Source organism: Rhodococcus sp. 14C212 (genome assembly GCF_011058195.1).
Lineage (GTDB): Bacteria > Actinomycetota > Actinomycetes > Mycobacteriales > Mycobacteriaceae > Rhodococcus > Rhodococcus aetherivorans.
The window spans coordinates 1-19,377 of sequence record NZ_JAALEH010000101.1 but is presented as its reverse complement, the minus strand read 5'-3'; the positions used below and the strand labels follow the sequence as shown (position 1 = coordinate 19,377).

The window sequence follows — 19,377 nt, the reverse complement described above, 5'->3', positions numbered from 1 at the left end:
CGACGACTCACGCCGTCACAGCAGCCCCGACAGGCGCGCCGAGCCGTCGACGAGGAACCGCACGAGCGCCGCGTCGTCCGGGGCGACCCGCGATGCCGACCCCTGCAGGTAGAGGCCGCCGACGACGAACGCCGACCGGTCCCGGATCGGCACCGCCAGCGCGGCCCGCCCGATCCGGCACTCCTCGCCCTCGTACGCGTAGCCCGCGACGGCGACGGCGCGCAGTTCCTCCGCGAGGACATCGGGGTCGCAGATCGTGTGGTCGGTCAGGCGCCGCAGCTCCGGATCGGGACGCACGTGCGGATGGTGCGCCAGCATGACCTTGCCGAGGGCGTTCGCATGCAGGTTCTTCGCCAGCACGCCGATGGCGATGATCTCGTGGTCGGGGTCCTTGTCGACGAACCGCAGCCGCCCGGCCGCGAACGAGGCGACGTGCACCCCGAATCGGGTGTGGGTGCGCAGCTCCTCGACGACGTCGGGCAGCGTCGGCGACGGGCTCGTCTCCGCGGCCGCCTGCGCGAGTTCCGCGGTGCGACGGCCGAGCGCGAAGCCGGACAGGTCCGGCACGCGGACGAGGAATCCGTCGGCCACGAGCAGGTTGAGCATGCGGTACGCGGTGGTCGGCGGCACCCCGGCGAACCTGGCGATCTCCTTCGCGGACGTGCCGGGGCCGAGTTGCGCGACGGCCTCGAGCATTCCCAGCGCCTTCTGCACCGCGCGCGGCTGCTGTCCGCTGAAGTGCGAGTCGTCCGCGTGCACGGAGACGTGCGCGGTCAAGCCGGGTTCCCGTCGCGGGGACGGGCGTCGTCGCCGGGGTGCGCGACGTCCGGGAGGATGCGGCGCCGCCCGTCCGCGCCGATCACGAGGGTGCCCGCCCCGGGGAGGATGTCCCCGGTCTCGACCGAGTCGAACGCACCGATGGTCGTCAGGCTGCCCGGCCGGACCCGGCGCAGCACGTACTGCCACACCGTGCCGGACGCCGCGACCGCCGAGAGTGTCGCGGGCACGACCCACACGCCGTGCGCGGTGCCGTCGACGGCGATGTAGCCGAGCAGGCCCATCCCCAGGACCGAGACGAACAGCGCGGCCGCCCGGGTCACGACGGTGTGCTCGCCGATGCGGTGCAGGAATCGCAGCGACGCGACGGCCACCAGCGTGTAGGCCACGACGAGGCCGATCTCCACGACGCCGTCGAACGCCCCCGAATCCGCCTCCGCGAGGGACGCGTACAGGCACGCGCCGGCGAAACCCGCGGCGGTGAAGGCGAGCACGCCCACGTGCGGGGTGCGGAACCGGTCGTGGACACGCGCGAGGGCGCTCGGCAGCACCCGCTCGACACCCATCGAGTACAGCAGCCGCGAACCCGCCTGCGCGCAGCCCAGGGTCGACGCGAGCCACGAGCACGTCATGCCCGCCTGCACCGCGAGCACCACACCGACGCTCGCGCCGGACGCCGTGCCGTCGAAGTACGCGCCGACGACGACGGCGCCGTGGCCGGACAACGCGGCCCAGGCCGCGAACACGAACAGCACACCGACGACGACGGGGGAGATCAGCACGGTGCGGGTGACGGTCACCAACGGCCGCTTGGCCTCCGGGCCGAAGAACGCGGCGCTCTCGAAGCCCGCCATCGACAGCACGGTGAGCATCGCGAGGAACGGCATGAGGCTCAGTGGCGCGTCCGGCAATTCGGTGGGGGCCGTGCCCGCACCGGCCGGGGTGCCGAGCATGAGCACCACGATGAGCACCAGCGAGCACGTCTCGACGAGCAGGATGGCGCGCGTCGCGAACCGCACGCCGCGCACCGTGATCACCGCGACGGCGACCGCGACGAGACCGATCGTGACCGACCACGGCGCGGCGCCGGGCACGTGCACGCCGAGCAGGTCGGCGATGCGGAGCAGGCTCTGTGCAGCCTGCGACATCACCGAGATCGAGATGCCGAGATAGCCCAGCAGCAACGCCGCGCCCGTGGTGAGGGTCGCGCGGGCACTCAGGCCCTGGAACACGAAGCTGTAGAGCGACCCGGCCGCGGCGAGCCGCCGCGTGAACTGCGTGATGCACAGCGCCACCAGCACCACCACGGCGGTGGTCCCCGCGATCGCCGGCAGACCGCCGACGCCCGGCCGGTGGGTCACCATCCACAGCGCGATGAACACCATCCCGGTGGCCGGCGCGATCGTCGACAGGGACTGGCCGAGCAGATCGATCGGGGTGAGCTGACGGCGGCCGAGGGCGCGCAGCGGCGAATACACCGGATCCCGATGGGTTTCGGCGTCCCGTGAGCGGGCAATCGCGGCCCGGAGTGCGGTTGTCACGATCGTCGTATCCCGTCTGTGCGTCCGTGCGGCCGGCGGTGCCGGCACCCGGGCGGTGAAACGCCTCAGGGCGAGGGACAACGTAGCGCCGCGGTGTTACGCGACGGTTACCTCTGCGAACGACATGTGGACGGCAAGTGGGAATCCGCCCGGCGCGGCGCTGTGGCCCGCGCCACCGCACGGCCCCGTGTCCCGTGCGGACGCGGTCTCCCGAGCGCCGGATACCGTGTCCCACCTGCAGTGTCCGCATGGGGCGCGCCGCCACGGCCGGTGCCACTCGCGGTGCCCCCGGACGTTTCCCCGACGACCCGTCCGCGACGCATCCGGTGCGCACGATTGACCGGCACGATCACTCGACTGCGAAGGGGACGACCATGATCTGGGCGGTGGTTGCGGCGCTCGTCGGCGGGACGTTGTTGCTCGCCGGGGTGCCGAAGGCCGGCGATCACGAGGGGCTGCTGCGCGTCGTCCGCGGCTATCGGCTGCTGCCGCCCGTGTTGGAACGGGCGGTCGCGCGGCTGCTGCCCGCCGCGGAGATCGCCGCGGGTGCCCTGTTGGTGCTCGGCGTCGCCGGCAGTGCCGCCGCGGCTGTCGCGGCGGCGCTGTTCCTCGGCTTCTTCGTCGGCCTCACCGTGAACCTCGCGCGGGGCCGGCGCGAGCTCGACTGCGGCTGCTTCGCCTTCGGTGGCCACGGCGAGGCGCCGCGCATCGGCTGGTTCCACTCCGTGCGGGCCGGTGCGTTCGCCGCCGCGTCGATCGTGCTGGCCCTCACCGGACCCGCGACGCTCGGCGCGCTCCAGCAGGTGGCGGCGATCGCGCTCGCGGCGCTCGCGCTCGCCGCCGGGCTCGCGGTAGCCCAGTTGCGTTCCGTGGTCCACGTCGGGCGCCGTCCCGTCGACGAGCACCTGACCGGCGCGTCCATCGAACTGCGCGCGGTCTCGACCGTGTCGCGCTACGGCGCCTGAAACCCCTCTTCCACAACGCTTCCCGAGACAGGACCGACAGATGAACACCATTTTTCTCGTTGCGATCATCGTGCTGGCGGTGGCGGTCGCCGTGTTGTTCCTGATGGTGCTCGCACTGGCCCGCGAGATCGGCCGGGTGCAGGTCCGGCTCGGCCCCCTCGGGGCCCGCATGATGGACACCGGCCCGAAGATCGAGCAGGCGGGCCCGTCCTTCCGGGGCCTCACCGACCACCTGGGCCGCACCGTCGGCGTCGGCGGCCACCGCGACGGGCCGCAGCTGCTGCTGTTCACGGCGCCCACCTGCTCCACCTGCAAGAGCCTGCTGCCCGGCATCCGCGCGATGGCCAAGGCGGAGCAGGACCTCGACGTCGTGATCGTCTCCGACGGCACACCCGAGGAACATCGGAAGTTCCTCGCCGGCAGCAACATCGGCACCGAACTGAGCTACGTCGACGGCCGTGACGTCGGCATCGCCTACCAGGTCGGCACCACCCCCTACGGGGTGATCCTCGACGAGCACGGCAAGATCCGCGCCAAGGGGCTGTGCAACCACATGGCCCAGGTCGAGAGCCTGCTCAACGCCCTCGAGACCGGCACCCCGTCGCTGCAGCACCTGCACGAACAGGCCAAGGCCCGCGCCGCCGCGAGTGCCTGAATCCCGCCTTCCCCCTGGACGAACGGAGAGATGCGTTGGAAGAGATGTACGAGAACCGGTATCCGGTCGACGAGGAGACCGTCGAGGAACAAGCCGCCTGGATGGCCGGCAAGGGCGGCTCGTTCATGAGCCGGACCGGACGCCGGATGTCGGAACAGGTGTCGCGCCGCTCGACGATCAGCCGCCTCGGCCGCTGGACGATGGGCGTGTCGGGAGTGGCGCTCATCAGCTCGCTTCCGGTGACCCGCACCGCGTTCGCGCAGGAGCCCGCACCCGAGCCCGGCCCGGAACCGCTCGTGCCCGTGTACGACGGCAAGGATCCCGCCGAGTGCGAGTACTGGCGCTGGTGCAACATGGACGGCACCTCCTGCGCTGCCTGCAACGGAGGCGGAGTGACCACGTGCGCGCCGGGCAGCAAGCCGGGCGCCGAATTCTGGGTGGGCTGCTGCACCAACCCCGACACCGGCAAGACCTACCTGATCGCCTACTACGACTGCTGCGGCGCCCCGTCGTGCTCCAACGCCTTCTGCGGCGAACCCGACATGCAGGCCGTCATGTACAACCCGGTCTCGGGCAGCTACGACCAGGAGATCATCTGGTGCGTGTCCGACGAATCCCAGTCGTACACCTGCACCATGGCCCCCATCATCGGCGAGGACTGCCAGGCCCGTCCCGCCGACCGCCCGAAGGTCGGTGCCGTATCATGACCTCGCGTTCCCGCCGCCTCGTGCGTCCCGCCGCGGCCGCCGTACCGCTCGCGCTGCTCGTCACCCTCGCCGGCTGCGGCTCGTCCGGCGACGAGGTGAACACCGCCGGCGACGTCACCTATCCCACCGTCGAATTCACCACCCCCGGGGAGGGCATCTCCCTCGGCCACGACGACCAGGAGATCGGCGACACCATCCCCGAACCGCTGCACGTCTCCGAGATCGAGCCCATCGGGCGCGACGAACTCGTCGCCGTGGCAGGCGGATTCGGCAAGCTGGAGCTCGGCGTCAACGTCCTCGACCCGAAGACGGGTGTCGCCGGCAGCCGCATCGTCGTCGGACCCGGTATCTGGGACCCGGTGATCCACGGCTTCGTCGGCGAGACTCCGTCCGATCCGGCCGTTCTCGCCGCCGAGGTGTGGCGTCCCCGCGGCTCGCGGGGCGCCGCCGACTTCACCGTCAGCACCTACTCCGGAAATCTGCTCGAGCCCGACGAGGCGCTGCTGCCCGACGTCGCGCGCGTGCACTCGCGGCCCGGTTCCAACGCGGTCACCTCCGACGGGCGGTACTTCGTCACCTGGGACGACGGGCTCTACGGCGTCCGCGTCGTGGACCTCGAGACGAAGCAGCAGAGCGGGGCCGTGCAGCTCGTCGGCTGCGGACCGTTCACCTGGACCGTGGACCACGAGATCTACAGCGTGTGCGAGGAGACCGGCGAGCTCATCCGGATCTCCGTCGGCGACGACGGCGTGCCGGCCGAGACCGCCCGGGCGAAGGTGCTGCCGGAGGACTTCGTCAGCGCCCGGAAGGTCGGGTGGGCCGCCGACGCGCGCAAGGCCCTGCTGGTCGGGGAGAACGGCGACGTGTACGTGTTCGACTTCTCGAGCGGTCTGCCCCAGGACGCGGTGACGCCGATCGGCAACGCCGGTCGGCCCGACGGGCGGTTCGCGAGCGACGTCATCGACAACACCGGCACCCGGATCGCGATCGCCTACACCGACTCACCGATCCATCCCAGTTCCGCCCGCGGCGGCGACCTGGCCCGCATCGTGCTGTCCGACGTGGCGAACCTCGCAGAGATCCGGTCGCTGAGCCTGCCGGACCTGGGGCTGACCGACATCGCGAGCATGGCGTTCTCGGTCGACGGCGCGACGTTCTACGTCCTCGGTGGCAATCCGGAGTGGCAGGGCGAGGCGGCACAGCGCATCGTCGGGTTCGACGCCGCAACCGGGCAACAGGTCTCCTCGGCGGAGATCAGCGGCAACGTCGAGGATTTCACCGACCTGCTCACCCCCGAGGTGATCGGATGAGACAACCCGGCAACGTGCTGGGCCGGCGCCGCTTCCTCGCCTTGGGCTCCCTCGGAGCCGGGGCGCTGGGAATGAGCGCGCTCGGGTTCGGTGCCGCCGGCTGCGCTACCGCATCGTCCGGTACGCGGCCGGCAGGCGCCGGCGCGGAGACTCGATCGGCGGCCGATCTCGACTACATTTCCCCGGCCGATCCGGAGATCGCCGCCGCCGAGGCCGCCCGCGGGTGGAACGGCACCGTGGCGTCGTTCGCGCTCGCCGCCGGATTCTCCACCGTCGACCTGGGCGGACGCCTGGTCGACACCTGGACGTACGGCGGGCACGCCGTCGCCCCGGAACTGCGGGTACGCAAGGGCGACCGGCTCGACGCCGCGGTGCGCAACGACCTGGACGCCGACACCACGCTCCACTGGCACGGCATCCGGATCCGCAACGACATGGACGGCGCAGCGCCCGTCACGCAGGCCGCGATCGCGCCGGGCACGACGTTCGACTACAGCTTCGTGGTCCCGGACCCCGGCACCCACTGGTACCACTCGCACAGCGGCCTGCAGGCCGACCGCGGGCTGTTCGGCGCCCTGATCGTCGAAGACCCCGACGACCGCACCGGCGCCGACGCCGACGCCGTCCTGGTCCTCGACGACTGGGTCGACGGCCTGGGCACCACGCCCGACGCCGTGCTCATGGCGCTCAATCCCGCGATCTCCGGCGGTCACGGCGGCCACGGCGGTGGTGCGGCACCCGGCGCGCATTCGGCCGGCGACCTGGACGTCGCCCGGCGGCTGGTGAGCGCCGGGCACGGCGACTCCGCGCCCCTCGGTGGGATGACCCAGCACATCGCGTACCCGTTGCACCTGATCAACGGTCGTTCCCCGAACGATCCCGCCCCGGTCGTCGCCGCGGCGGGGCAGCGGTTGCGGCTGCGGATCGTCAACGCGGCGGCGGAGACCCCGTACCGGTTCGCGGTGGCCGGGCACGAACTCACGATCGTCGCGGCGGACGGCTTCGACGTGCAGCCCACCGTCGCCGACACGATCGTCGTCGGAATGGCGCAACGCTACGACGTCCTCGTCACCGTGAAGTCGGGCGTGTGGCCGATCGTCGCGAAGGTCGAAGGGCGGCCAGGGTATGCCTCGACGGTGCTGCGCACCCCGGACGCGGTGCCGATGGCCGACGCCGACGTGGGCGACGCGATCCCCGAACTCGGCGGCCGGCTCGTCGCGGAGAGCGCGTTGCGGCCCGTCGACACCGTGCGGCTCGACCCGCGCGAGCCCGACCGGGACTACCGGATCGAGCTGATCCAGGCCGGCGACCGCTACGTGTGGGGCATGGCCGGTGCCGACGCGGGCCGTCTCGTCATGAAACAGGGTGAACGCGTGCGGATCACGATGAAGAACTCGTCCACCATGTGGCACCCCATGCACACGCACGGACACACCTTTGCGATCGGCGCATACGGCGGGTTGCGCCGCGACACGGTCAACGTGCTGCCCGGCACCGAACTCGCGATCGAATTCGACGCCGACAACCCGGGCGAATGGATGTTCCACTGCCACAACGCCTATCACTTCGAAGCCGGCATGACCGCGAACCTGCGGTACATCCGATGAGAGGAATCGCCGTGAGAAAGTCCGTCATCCTGCTCGCCGGCCTGCTGACCGCGGCGAGCCTGTCCGCGTGCGGCAGCGCCGGAGGTTCGGCCGAACCGGCCGTCGTCGTGGAGGTGAAGAACATGGCCTACAACCCGGAGTCGGTGACGATCGAGAAGGGGCAGACCGTCGAATGGCGATTCGACGACGGCGGACTGCCGCACGACGTCGTGGGCGAGGGCCCCCTCGAGGGTGAGCTGAAGAGTGAACTCCTCACCGAGGGAACGTATTCCTACACCTTCGACGAAGCCGGCACCTTCACCTATCACTGCACGCCGCACCCGATGATGGTCGGCACCGTGATCGTCCGGGAATGAGCCGGCGGCCGGGGTGGGCTGCGGCCCTGCTGCTTCCGCTCGTCGCGGCCTGCGGCCCGTCCGAACGGCCTCCGGACGCGGTGGTGGTCGTCAGCAATGTCCACTTCGCTCCGCCGGATGTGACCGTGCCGGCCGGCGGCACCGTCGAGTGGCGATTCGAGGACGGCGGGGTGCTGCACCAGGTCACGTCGGAGGGGCGGTTCGACAGCGGGATCACCGGGGGAGGTACGTACTCCCACACCTTCGGCGAACCGGGAACCTACGAGTACACCTGCTCGGTCCACCGGTACATGACCGGCACCGTCACCGTCACCGAATCCTGAACCAGCCGTCCGTATCCGGAGAACACCGATCCCCTTGGAGGAAGTCATGACAGCAGTACTCACGCACGAGCCGCTGACGACGGACGTGCCGGACATCCGTCCCACCCTGCAGAAGGTCGTGCCGTCGCGCATCCGGGTGGCGCTCATCGCCGCCGCCGGCGTCGCCGGTGCCGGGGCGGCGGCGCTCGTCACGCCGTCCGGACCCGCCGCGACGACCGCCGCGGTCGTGGGCGCCGGAGCCGTCACCGCCCTGGCCGCGAACTGGTCGACGTGCGGCATGTCGGTCGCCGGCGTCGTCGCGGCTCCGAAGCAGCCCGACCGCCCGGGCTCGTCGACGCCGGTGCGCCGGCTCGGCTGGCACGCGCTCGGGTCGGTCGCGACCGGCGCCCCCACCGGTGCGCTCGTCGGCGCGCTCGGTGCACTCGTCGCCGGATCCGTCCCGGTGACGTGGACGCTCGTCGCGTGGGGTGTCGTCGCGTTCGCCTACGGCCTGCACGAGCTGGGCCTGGTGACGCTGCCGACGCCGATGCGCCGCCGGCAGCTGCCGCGGCACCTGCGCCGGTCGATGGCACCGTGGAAGGTCTCGCTGCTCTTCGGCGCCCTGATCGGACCGGGCTTCGTGATCTTCATCCGGTCCAGCGCGTACTACCTGCTGGTGCTCGGCGTCGCCGCGGTCGGCTCCCCGGCGCTCGGTGCCGCCCTGTTCACGCTCGTCTCGCTCGGCCGGTGCCTGCCGAGCCTGCTGGCGATCGTGCACACCCGCGGCGGCGGGTCGATGCCGGGCTTCCTGTCGGCGATGTGCGTGGTCGACCGCCGGGTGCAGACGCTGACCGGCGCCGCGCTCGTCGCCCTCGGCGCGTTCGCGGTCGTCGCCGCGCTCTGACGTGCCGGTTCGCGGCGGTTTCCGGGCGCACTACCGCACCGGGGACCGCCGCGACTAACGTCGGGCGGCATGACGACTTCTCTGCAGAACATCGGCATCAACACCCTCGGCGGGGTGCCCACCTCCCTCGCCGAGTTCGACGGCCGTGCGGTCCTCGTGGTCAACGTCGCCTCCAAGTGCGGCCTGACCCCGCAGTACACGGCGCTCGAGAAGCTCGCCGTCGAGTACGCGGACCGGGGGCTGACCGTCGTCGGTGTGCCGTGCAACCAGTTCATGGGCCAGGAGCCGGGCACCGCCGAGGAGATCCGGACCTTCTGCTCCACCAACTACGGTGTCACGTTCCCGCTGATGGAGAAGATCGACGTCAACGGCGAATGCCGGCACCCCCTCTACACCGAACTCACCCGGCACCCCGACCCGAACGGGGAGGCCGGCGACGTGCAGTGGAACTTCGAGAAGTTCCTCGTCGCACCCGACGGGAACGTCGTCGCCCGGTTCCGGCCGCGCACCGAGCCCGATGCCCCCGAGGTGATCGCGGCCATCGAAGCCGCGCTGCCCCGCTGACCGCGATGACCGACACCATCGATGCGCGGGCGGCCCTGTACGACGTGATCCGTGCGCGCCGCGACGTCCGCGCGGAGTTCACCGGCGAGCGCGTGGACGAGCAGGTCCTGTGGCGGGTGCTGGGTGCGGCGCACGCCGCGCCCAGCGTCGGCAACACCCAGCCGTGGGACTTCGTGGTGGTCCGCGACCCGCAGCGGCTCGCCGAGTTCGCCGACCACGTCGCCGGCTGCCGTCGCGCGTTCGCGGACTCGCTGCCGGAGGAGCGGCGGCGCACCTTCGACCCCATCAAGGTCGAGGGCATCGCCGAGTCCGGCACCGGGATCGTGGTCACCTACGACCCGTCGCGGGGAGGACGACACATCCTCGGCCGGCACACGATCGACGACGTGGGCGTGTTCTCGGCGGTGCTGTCGATCCAGAACCTGTGGCTCGCGGCGACCGTCGAAGGACTCGGCGTCGGCTGGGTCTCGTTCTACGACGAGGCGTTCCTCGCCGACTTCGTCGGGGCGCCCCCCCCGGTGCGGCCGATCGCGTGGCTGTGCGTCGGGCCCGTGACGCGGTTGCAGGAGGTGCCGGACCTCGAGCGGTTCGGGTGGCGGACCGGCCGGCCCCTCACCGACGCCGTGCATGCCGAAACCCTTCAGGCGCCCGACGCCTGACGTTCACCCGACTCTGGCACCGTGGAGCCCATGAGCGGCCAGCTGATCGTGTCGGTGTCGGGCATCAGGGACGAGACCCGCCCGGCGGTGGACGACTTCGCCCGGGAGATGGACGCCCGCGGCGTGCCGCTGTCGCTGCTCGTCGCGCCGCGACTGAAGGACCACTACCGGCTGGCGCGCGACCCGCACACCCAGGAGTGGCTGCTCGAGCGCCGCGAGGGCGGCGACGCCATCGTGCTGCACGGCTACGACCAGGCCGCGACCAAGCGACGGCGCGCCGAGTTCGCGGTCCTGCCCGAACACGAGGCGCGGCTGCGGCTGCTCGCCGCCGACCGGGTGCTCGAGGAGACGGGGTTGCGGACCCGGCTGTTCGCGCCGCCGCGCTGGCTCGCCTCACCCGGGGCCGTCGCGGCGCTGCCCGTCACCGGTTTCCGGCTCCTGGCCGGCGCCGCCGGGATCCACGACCTCGACCGCGATACCGTCACCCATGCACGGGTGTTCGGCATCGGCGAGGGCGCCAAGGCCGAACCGTGGTGGTGCCGGGCGATGGTCATCGGCGCCGCCCGGGTCGCGCGGCGCGGCGGGCTGCTGCGGCTGTCGATCTCCGGCAAGCAACTCGACCGGCCGGGACCGCGGCAGGCGATGCTCGACGCGATCGACCTCGCCCTGCACCTCGAGGCGCAGCCCTCGGTCTACCGCTGGCCGCCGCGCCTGCACACACTCGGCGCGGCCTGAGCCCGAAGATCCGCCCACCCGAACCTACCCTGCAGTAGGTTGGCGGGCATGGACGCAGACGTGATCGTGGTGGGCGCCGGCCTGGCCGGCCTCGTCGCCACGGCCGAACTCATCGACGCCGGGCGCACCGTGGTGCTCGTCGACCAGGAGAACTCGCACAACCTCGGGGGACAAGCCTTCTGGTCGTTCGGCGGGCTGTTCTTCGTGGATTCCCCCGAGCAGCGCCGGCTCGGCATCCGCGACTCGTACGACCTGGCCCTGCAGGACTGGATGGGCAGCGCCGCCTTCGACCGGGAGGACGAGGACTATTGGCCGCGCCGCTGGGCGCAGGCCTACGTCGAGTTCGCGGCCGGAGAAAAGCACGCGTGGCTGAAGGAACGCGGGCTGAAGCTGTTTCCCATGGTCGGCTGGGCCGAACGCGGAGGCTACGACGCCGGCGGGCACGGCAACTCCGTGCCGCGCTTCCACATCACGTGGGGAACCGGACCGGCACTCGTCGAGATCTTCGCCCGCACGGTGCTCGACGGCGTCGACCGCGGCCGGGTGATCCTGCGGAACCGGCACCGCGTCGACGACCTCGTCGTCACCGGCGGCGCCGTCACCGGGGTGCGCGGAACCGTGCTCGAGCCGTCGTCGGCGGCGCGGGGCGTGGCGTCGTCGCGGGTGGCGACCGGCGAGTTCGAACTCTCGGCCGGCGCGGTGATCGTCACGTCGGGCGGCATCGGCGGCGACTACGACCTGGTGAAGAAGAACTGGCCGAAGCGGCTGGGAGACCCGCCGAAGCACATGCTCACCGGCGTGCCGGCGCACGTCGACGGCCGGATGCTCGAGATCACCGAACGGGCCGGCGGGCGCATCGTCAACCGCGACCGGATGTGGCACTACACCGAGGGCATCACCAACTACGACCCCGTCTGGCCCAACCACGGAATCCGCATCCTGCCCGGCCCGTCGTCGCTGTGGCTCGACGCGACCGGCAAGCGGTTGCCGGTGCCGCTGTTCCCCGGCTTCGACACCCTCGGCACCCTCGAGCACATCGTGCGCAGCGGCCACGACCACACCTGGTTCGTGCTCGACCAGAAGATCATCGAGAAGGAGTTCGCGCTCTCCGGCCAGGAACAGAACCCGGACCTGACCGGACGCGACATCCGCAAGGTGCTGCAGCGGGTCAAGCCCGGGGCACCCGGACCGGTGGAGGCGTTCAAGCGCCGCGGCGTCGACTTCGTCGTCCGCGACACCCTCGCCGAGCTGGTGGCAGGGATGAACGAGATCACCCCGGATGCGCCGCTGGACTACGCGACGGTCAAGCAGGTCGTCGAGTCCCGCGACCGCGAGATCGCGAACAAGTACACCAAGGATCTACAGGTCGCGGCGATGCGCGCGGCCCGCGCCTACGTGCCGGACCGGATCACCCGCATCGCCGCCCCCCACCGGCTGCTCGATCCCAAGGCCGGACCGCTGATCGCGGTCAAGCTGCACCTGCTGACGCGCAAGACGTTGGGCGGGCTCGAGACCGACCTGTCGGGCCGGGTGCTGAAGGCCGGCGGCTCGGTGTTCGAGGGCCTGTTCGCCGCCGGGGAGGTCGCCGGATTCGGCGGCGGCGGGGTACACGGCTACCGCTCGCTCGAGGGTACGTTCCTCGGCGGCTGCATCTTCTCCGGCCGCGCCGCCGGGAGGGCCGCGGGCCGCTGACGCGGCCGGTGTGTCCTTTGGGCGGCTACCGCAGCCCAAAGGACACACCGCCCGTCAGGCCTCGACCGAATCCTCGGCGGGCAGCACCCGGAACTCGGTGCCCTCCGGCGCCATCTCGGAGTAACGGCCGTAGAAGATGCCGGTGGCCTGCTCCGCGACGATGCCCTGGTGGATCGGCACGGCCACCCGCGGATTGACCGCGCGCAGATAGTCCACCGACTCCCAGATCTTCAGCCACGGTGCCGCGGCGGGCAGCGCGAGCACGTCGACCCTCTCGTTCGGGATGTACAGCGAATCGCCCGGATGCAGCAGCCGCGCCGGGTTCTCTTCGTCGCCGAGCAGATAGGCGGTGTTGTCGATGACCGGCAGTTCCGGGTGGATGACGGCGTGCCGGCCTCCGGTGCCGCGCACGCGCACGTCGCCGACGGTGAATGCGTCGCCCGGGTGCACGCCCTTCCAGCCGCCGCCCAGCTGAGCGGCGGTCTGCGGGTCCGCGTACAGGGCGGCCCCCGGGTTGGCCTCCACCAGTGCCGGCAGTCGCACCGGATCGGCGTGGTCCGGGTGCTGATGGGTGACCAGGATCGCGTCGAGCCCCGTGATGCCCTCGAAGCCGTGCGAGAAATTCCCCGGGTCGAACAGGATCGTCGCGCCCAGGTGCTCCACGAGCAGGCAGGAATGGCCGAAGTGGGTCAGTCGCATGCGTCGAGTATGGCCGGTTTCGCGTCCCGTCGCGCCGAGCGATCTCGCGTCCGGTTGTGCCGAGCGAATGTATCGTTCCGTCGGCCTACCGAGATGAGCGATACATTCGCTCGGCCCGCGGGCGGGTCAGCGCAGCTCCTCGGACCCGCTCGCGGCCTGCTGGGCGAGCGACCGGCCCCACTGCTCGGCTCGATCCTCCTCGCCGGGCTCGAGCTTCGACTGCTTGTCGACGAGGAAGCTCTCCGGATCGGCGACGAGATCGAACCCGTGCTTGCGCAGCTTCTTGGCGATGCCCTTGCCGGCGCGCCCGGTGAGCACGGCCGCCATGTCGATGCGCGTGTCGAAGGCTGCAGCCTTCCCGCCGCCGGCCGACAGCGAATCGAGCCACTCGCGGACGCCCTCGCTCTCGGCGTCCGGTTCGAGGGTCAAGCCGCTGTCGGGTTTCTCGGCCTGCTCGGCTGCGCCGTGGCGCGTCGACTCCCGGCTCATGCCGTGCGCATGCGTCGGGCCGCCGACGACCACCAGGTCGTATCCGGACAGGTTCTCCTCGTGTGCCTGCGTCACGGGGACCGTGCGCACCGCGTCCGCCGGTCCCAGCCCGCGCGCGACGGCTTCCGCCACGTGACGGGTGTTCCCGAACATCGATTCGTACACCACCAGTGCTCGCATGCCGCACCTCCTCGGCTGGGCGGAAATGTCGACGACCGTCCCACCCAGCATAGGAGCCGTCGGACCGAGCGAATGTGACTTTCCGTCGGCCTACGGAGATCAGCGATACATTCGCTCGGGTGGGTGGCGTTGTGAGGAGCTGCGAGGAGAGGAACGGGGCATGACGGATACGGTGCAGACGACCGGCGGAACGGTTCGGGGCACGCCCACCGACGGAGTGTGGGCCTTTCTGGGCATTCCGTACGCGGCCGCCCCGGTGGGGGCGGCGCGGTTCGCGGCCCCGGGTCCGGGGCCGCGTTGGGACGGTGTCCGCGACGCCACCGCGCCCGGCCCCACCTGCCCTCAGGCGCCGTACGCCGCTCCGGCGGCCGCATTGCTCGGCAACGTCATCGAACCCGGCGACGAGTGCCTGAATCTGTCCGTGTGGACACCTGATCCGGGCGCTTCCGGATTGCCGGTGATGGTGTGGATCCACGGGGGCGCGTTCACCCGCGGCTCGAACCGGATCGACAGTTACGACGGACGCGCGTTCGCGCGCGACGGGGTGGTGCTGGTCGGCATCAACTACCGACTCGGCGTCACCGGGTTCCTGTCGCTCGACGGCGCGCCGGACAATCGTGGCCTGCTGGATCAGCTCGCTGCGCTGCGCTGGGTGCAGGACAACATCCGGGCCTTCGGCGGCGACGCGGACAACGTGACGGTGTTCGGCGAGTCGGCGGGCGGGATGAGCGTGACCGCGCTGCTGGCCTCACCCGCCGCGAGCGGACTGTTCCACCGCGCCGTCGTGCAGAGCGGCAACGCCACGGCGGCCTCGGACCTCGAGGACGCGCGCCGGGTGGGGGCTGTCCTCGCCGACCGCCTGGGTGTGCCGGCCACGGCCGAGGCGTTCGGAGCCCTCGCCCCCGACGTCCTGCAGGCGGCGCAGGACGCTCTCGGGCTCGACCTCGCCCAGAATCCGGATCCGGACCGGTGGGGCGCGTCGGTCGTGCAGCGCGGACTGGGCGTGATGAGCATGTTCCCGACCATCGACGGGGAGATTCTGCCGTCGTTGCCGATCGACGCGATCGCCGCCGGAGCGGGCACGGGTGTGCCGGTGCTGGCCGGCACGACCACGGACGAGTTCCGCTTCTTCCTGGTGCCGACCGGCATCGCCGCGGCGATCACCGGCGACAACCTGCCGTTCGTCCTGCGGCGCTACGGGATCGATCCCGCGCTCGCCGACCTGTACGCGGCCCATCGGCCGGGCGCGACTCCCGGCGACGTGCTCGCCGCCGTCCTGACCGATTACGCCTTCCGGTCGGGCACGGTCACCCTGGCCGATGCGGTCGCCCGCCGCGGTGGCACGGCGTGGTTGTACGAGTTCGCCTGGCCGAGTCCGGTGCAGGATCTGCGGGCGTGCCATGCCCTCGAGATCGCGTTCGTCTTCGACCGCCTCGACGTCTCCCACCGGCTCACCGGCGATCGGCCTCCGCAGGCCCTCGCCGACGAGATGCACCGCGCCTGGGTTCAGTTCGCGACCACGGGAGGTCCGGGATGGGCGCCGATCGGTGCCTCGCGGCCGGTCCGGGTGTTCGGCGGTGAGGGTGATCCGGTGGTGGCCGATCCGCGGGCCGACGAGTTGGCGTGCTGGATCGGGTGAGGCTGCACCCGGTGTAGGGTGGCCGCACGGTATCCCGGTGCCCGGAGGCGTCGCCCTCCGGTCCTTCGTCGAGTGCACCGGGCTGTGATGATGCATCGTTTCACCGAGCCGACTCCGATCCGTGTCGGTAACGACGGGAGCAGTGCTGCGCCTTCGGGTCCGCTCGTTCGAGTCCCGGCCCGTCGGCGAGGGTGGCGGGCATGAGGATCTGGATGCTCGTCGACCTCGAACCCGGCTACGAACGGCTGCACGTCGGGGACACGATCGAGGGCACGACCGAGTGGTGCCTGCCGTACATGCTGCCGCCGGAGCTGATCAGCCGGAACCTGCGCGCCCGCGTCGAGCGGGTCCCGACGAGCACGCCGGGTGGGTTCGACCGGGTCGCGCACCTCGGGGACGGGGTGTCGGCGCTGCTTCCGCCCGGATACCCGGAGGACGGGCAGGACACGGTCTCCGGCTGCCTGCTCTACGACCGCTACCTCGGCTTGTTCCACCGCACGGTGCCGACTGCGCGGGGCCGGATCGTGCGCCGCGGCTGGATCACCCAGCTCGCGAACCGCTCGCCGACCCGGTATCCGGGCTGGTATTCGGTGCATCCGTCCGGGCCGCCGACGCTGTGGGAGGGCGGTGGCCGCATCCCGGCGGAGCGGACCGTCACGTGGGACTGCGTCCTCCTCGACACGCAGGGGTGCTGAGCCGCCGGTGCTACGGCTCGGTGCCGGCGACGATCTGTTCGACCCGATCGTGGAAGATCCGCCAGCGCCGCTCGTTCTCGTGCGTCAGCACCGCGCTCCGCGCCGCGAGATCGGCCGCGTGGTCGATCATTTCCGCGGCGGAGAAGACGTAACGTGGCGCGATGCGAGCCCCGGCGAGGTCCGCGCGCAGGGCGGCTGCGGTGAAGTCGATGCGTCCCAGGATCGCGACCGCCCGGTCGAGGTTGCGGGCGACGAGTTGGGCCGTCGTCGCGCACTGCCAGTCGTTGGTGACGATGCGGTGCCGTTCGGCGAGCAGGTCCGCGAGACCCGGGTAGGCCAGCAGCGCCTCGAGCACGTCCCAGGCGGTCGCCATGGCGTCGGCGAGCCACTGCCCGGTCCTCCGGTTCGCCTCGGCGAGCGCCCCGAGGTCAGCCTTCAGCTTGGTGATCTCGGCAGGTTCGTCGCCGCTCTCCATGAACAGGATGCCGAGGGTCTCGGTGGCCCGATCGTCGTTGAGGTCGGGCGCGCCGGCGAACGGGCTCGGCGACGTCCGTTCGAGCGGTGCGACGACCGACCAGCGCTCGGCGAGCGCCTTCAGGGCACGTGAGCTGCGGTGCAGCCGGATCACGTCGTGGAACGGCGATTCGGAATAGAACTTCTCGTGCTCGCGGTGGAACCGGGCGAGGTTACGCACGGTGAGCAGCAGTTGGTCCCGCTCCGCCTCCATGGCACGAGCGTGACACAGCGCGACGACGCGCGGCCGGCGAATCGGAGACCTTCCGCCGGCAGCGCGTCGTCGGTGCGGGCCTCAGCGGGGGCTGAACCGTCGCAGTCGCAGGCTGTTGCTGACCACGAACACCGAGCTGAACGCCATCGCCGCGCCGGCGATCAGCGGGTTGAGCAGCCCGAGCGCCGCGAGCGGCAGGGCCGCGACGTTGTAGGCGAACGCCCAGAACAGGTTGCCCTTGATGGTGCGCAGGGTCGCGCGGGCGAGCCGGATCGCGTCGGGAGCCGCCCGCAGGTCGCCGCGCACGAGGGTCAGGTCGGAGGCCTCGATCGCGACGTCGGTGCCGGTGCCCATGGCCAGTCCGAGGTCGGCCTGGGCGAGGGCGGCCGCGTCGTTGACGCCGTCGCCGATCATGGCGACGACCCGGCCCTCGTCCTGCAGCCTCTTGACCACGTCGACCTTCTCGGCGGGCAGGACCTCGGCGATGACCTCGTCGATGCCGACCTGCTTCGCGACGGTCTCGGCGGCGCTGCGGTTGTCGCCGGTGAGCAGCACCGGCCGCAGGCCGAGTTCGCGCAGTTCGGCGATCGCCGACGCGGAGGTGTCCTTGATCGTGTCGGAGACGACGACGATCGCCCGGATGCGCCCGTCCCAGGCGATCCACACCGGTGTGCGGCCCTCGGCCTCGGCGGCCCCGGCGCTCCGTCGTAGCGATTCGGGCGCGGTCAGCGACCACTCGTCGCGCAGCCAGGACAGCCGGCCCGCGAGCACGGCGTGGCCGTCGACGACACCGGAAACCCCTCGTCCACCGTGGTTTTCGAAGCTCTCCACCGGCGAGAGAGCGCCGGTGGCCGCGGCCCGCTCGGCGACGGCCCGCCCGATGGGGTGCTCGGAGGCGTGCTCGAGCGACCCCGCCAGATGCAGGGCCTCGTCCTCAGAGCCGCCGTCCGCCGCGTGCACCGCGGCCACGGCCATGCGGCCGGTGGTGACGGTGCCTGTCTTGTCGAGCACGACGGTGTCGACGCGGCGGGTGGATTCGAGGATCTGTGGGCCCTTGATCAGGATGCCGAGCTGGGCGCCGCGGCCGGTGCCGACGAGCAGTGCGGTCGGGGTCGCGAGGCCCAGCGCGCAGGGGCAGGCGATGATCAGCACCGCGACGGCAGCGGTGAACGCCGCGGTCACCGAGTTGCCGGTGAGGAGCCAGCCGGCGAGTGTGAGCAGCGACAGCCCGATGACGATCGGGACGAACACCGCCGACACCCGGTCGGCGAGCCGCTGCACCTCCGCCTTGCCGTTCTGCGCCTCCGTCACCAGCCGCGCCATCTGAGCGAGCTGGGTGTCGGCGCCGACGCGGGTCGCGCGGACCACGAGCCGGCCGCCGGCGTTGACGGTCGCGCCGACGACGGGGTCCGCGGGCCCGACCTCGACCGGCACGGGTTCGCCGGTGAGCATCGATGCATCGACGGCGGAGGTGCCGGAGACGACGACGCCGTCGGTGGCGATCTTCTCGCCGGGTCGCACGACGAATCGGTCGCCGACGGCGAGGCGGCCGATCGGGATCCGGGTTTCGGTGTCATCGTCGCGCAGCACGGCGACGTCCTTGGCGCCCATGTCGAGCAGTGCCCGCAGGGCCGCGCCCGACTGCCGCTTGGCGCGGGCCTCGAAATAGCGGCCCGCGAGAATGAAGGTGGTGACGGCGGCGGCGACCTCGAGATAGATGTGCGGTTCGGAGCTGCCGGTGGGCAGCAGGTCGAACGTCATCCGCATCCCGGTCATGCCGGCGTGGGTGAAGAACAACGCCCACAGCGACCAGAGGTATGCCGCCGTGACGCCGACGGAGATGAGGGTGTCCATCGTGGCGGCGCCGTGGCGGGCGTTGGTCCAGGCGGCGCGGTGGAACGGCAGGGCTCCCCACACCACGACGGGGGAGGCGAGGGTCAAGGTCAGCCACTGCCAGTTGTCGAACTGCAGTGCCGGGATCATCGACAGCAGCACCACCGGCACGGTGAGGACCGCGGAGACGGTCAGGCGCTGACGCCAGGCGGCGGCCTCGTCCGGTTCGGGGGCGGCCCCGGCGGCCTCCTCGGCCCGGGGCGGGGCGGGGAGCGCGGCGGTGTAGCCGGTCGCCTCGACCGTCGCGACGAGGTCGTCGGGGGCGACCCCGGGCGCATAGG

At 71.7% G+C, this 19,377-nt stretch carries 20 protein-coding genes; 14 read left to right on the top strand and 6 right to left on the bottom strand.

The genetic code is table 11. The annotated features are described in order from the left end of the window. Positions 1-15: 15 nt before the first annotated feature. Together G6038_RS26560 and G6038_RS26555 are read right to left on the bottom strand one after the other, a co-directional pair. Entirely contained in the window at positions 16-777 is a 762-nt protein-coding gene (locus G6038_RS26560; RefSeq protein ID WP_165041308.1) for an IclR family transcriptional regulator C-terminal domain-containing protein, read from the bottom strand. Then, a complete protein-coding gene (locus G6038_RS26555) occupies positions 774-2,255 on the bottom strand; it encodes an APC family permease (protein ID WP_165041313.1) in 1,482 nt (493 codons plus the stop codon). The genes G6038_RS26560 and G6038_RS26555 overlap by 4 nt, the downstream gene beginning before the upstream one ends. A 437-nt stretch (positions 2,256-2,692) precedes the next feature. On the opposite strand from G6038_RS26555, the gene G6038_RS26550 reads away from it, so the two are divergent. The 12 genes from G6038_RS26550 to G6038_RS26495 all read left to right on the top strand — a co-directional run bounded on the left by G6038_RS26550 (position 2,693) and on the right by G6038_RS26495 (position 12,774). Beyond that, positions 2,693-3,283 (top strand): MauE/DoxX family redox-associated membrane protein, encoded by a 591-nt coding sequence (locus tag G6038_RS26550; protein WP_276613906.1) that lies wholly within the window; start codon positions 2,693-2,695, stop codon positions 3,281-3,283. Positions 3,284-3,323: 40 nt separating this feature from the next. Further along, positions 3,324-3,938 (top strand): redoxin domain-containing protein, encoded by a 615-nt coding sequence (locus G6038_RS26545; protein WP_165041304.1) that lies wholly within the window; start codon positions 3,324-3,326, stop codon positions 3,936-3,938. A gap of 44 nt (positions 3,939-3,982) precedes the next feature. Further along, the gene (locus G6038_RS26540; protein WP_165041311.1) at positions 3,983-4,645 is read left to right on the top strand and encodes a methylamine dehydrogenase light chain; all 663 of its coding nucleotides are present in this window, start codon (positions 3,983-3,985) and stop codon (positions 4,643-4,645) included. Continuing rightward, complete coding sequence (locus G6038_RS26535; protein WP_165041302.1) at positions 4,642-5,955, top strand: hypothetical protein; 1,314 nt, start codon at positions 4,642-4,644, stop codon at positions 5,953-5,955. The genes G6038_RS26540 and G6038_RS26535 overlap by 4 nt, the downstream gene beginning before the upstream one ends. Next, positions 5,952-7,562, top strand: coding sequence for a multicopper oxidase family protein (locus G6038_RS26530; protein WP_165041300.1), 1,611 nt, complete (start codon positions 5,952-5,954; stop codon positions 7,560-7,562). The genes G6038_RS26535 and G6038_RS26530 overlap by 4 nt, the downstream gene beginning before the upstream one ends. A gap of 11 nt (positions 7,563-7,573) precedes the next feature. Further along, on the top strand, positions 7,574-7,918 hold the full coding sequence (locus G6038_RS26525; protein WP_165041299.1) for a plastocyanin/azurin family copper-binding protein: 345 nt from the start codon (positions 7,574-7,576) through the stop codon (positions 7,916-7,918). Then, on the top strand, positions 7,915-8,241 hold the full coding sequence (locus tag G6038_RS26520) for a cupredoxin domain-containing protein (RefSeq protein WP_165041297.1): 327 nt from the start codon (positions 7,915-7,917) through the stop codon (positions 8,239-8,241). The genes G6038_RS26525 and G6038_RS26520 overlap by 4 nt, the downstream gene beginning before the upstream one ends. A gap of 46 nt (positions 8,242-8,287) precedes the next feature. Then, entirely contained in the window at positions 8,288-9,124 is an 837-nt protein-coding gene (locus tag G6038_RS26515) for a methylamine utilization protein (RefSeq protein ID WP_165041295.1), read from the top strand. A gap of 69 nt (positions 9,125-9,193) precedes the next feature. Then, positions 9,194-9,688, top strand: a complete 495-nt coding sequence (locus G6038_RS26510) for a glutathione peroxidase (RefSeq protein WP_165041293.1) — start codon at positions 9,194-9,196, stop codon at positions 9,686-9,688. 5 nt (positions 9,689-9,693) lie between these two features. After that, positions 9,694-10,347: a 5,6-dimethylbenzimidazole synthase gene (gene bluB, locus G6038_RS26505; protein WP_165041291.1), complete on the top strand. Its 654-nt coding sequence runs from the start codon at positions 9,694-9,696 to the stop codon at positions 10,345-10,347. Positions 10,348-10,377: 30 nt separating this feature from the next. Continuing rightward, the gene (locus tag G6038_RS26500; RefSeq protein ID WP_165041289.1) at positions 10,378-11,082 is read left to right on the top strand and encodes a DUF2334 domain-containing protein; all 705 of its coding nucleotides are present in this window, start codon (positions 10,378-10,380) and stop codon (positions 11,080-11,082) included. Between the two features lie 48 nt (positions 11,083-11,130). Next, entirely contained in the window at positions 11,131-12,774 is a 1,644-nt protein-coding gene (locus tag G6038_RS26495; RefSeq protein ID WP_165041287.1) for an FAD-binding dehydrogenase, read from the top strand. Between the two features lie 54 nt (positions 12,775-12,828). On the opposite strand, the gene G6038_RS26490 is transcribed toward G6038_RS26495, so the two are convergent. Both G6038_RS26490 and G6038_RS26485 read right to left on the bottom strand, forming a co-directional pair. Beyond that, positions 12,829-13,473, bottom strand: coding sequence for an MBL fold metallo-hydrolase (locus G6038_RS26490; protein ID WP_165041285.1), 645 nt, complete (start codon positions 13,471-13,473; stop codon positions 12,829-12,831). A gap of 126 nt (positions 13,474-13,599) precedes the next feature. Beyond that, on the bottom strand, positions 13,600-14,142 hold the full coding sequence (locus G6038_RS26485; protein ID WP_165041283.1) for a flavodoxin domain-containing protein: 543 nt from the start codon (positions 14,140-14,142) through the stop codon (positions 13,600-13,602). Between the two features lie 160 nt (positions 14,143-14,302). Between G6038_RS26485 and G6038_RS26480 the strand changes: the two genes are divergently transcribed. Together G6038_RS26480 and G6038_RS26475 are read left to right on the top strand one after the other, a co-directional pair. Then, entirely contained in the window at positions 14,303-15,781 is a 1,479-nt protein-coding gene (locus G6038_RS26480; protein ID WP_165041281.1) for a carboxylesterase family protein, read from the top strand. Positions 15,782-15,981: 200 nt separating this feature from the next. Then, positions 15,982-16,476 carry a hypothetical protein gene (locus G6038_RS26475; RefSeq protein WP_240918754.1) on the top strand — a complete coding sequence of 165 codons (495 nt, stop codon included), beginning with the start codon at positions 15,982-15,984 and terminating at the stop codon, positions 16,474-16,476. 10 nt (positions 16,477-16,486) lie between these two features. Here the strand turns inward: G6038_RS26475 and G6038_RS26470 are convergent, their stop codons facing one another. Continuing rightward, positions 16,487-17,203 (bottom strand): hypothetical protein, encoded by a 717-nt coding sequence (locus tag G6038_RS26470; protein WP_165041279.1) that lies wholly within the window; start codon positions 17,201-17,203, stop codon positions 16,487-16,489. Positions 17,204-17,284: 81 nt separating this feature from the next. Then, positions 17,285-19,377: copper-translocating P-type ATPase (locus G6038_RS26465; RefSeq protein WP_165041278.1), on the bottom strand; the 2,093-nt coding region annotated here is incomplete at its 5' end.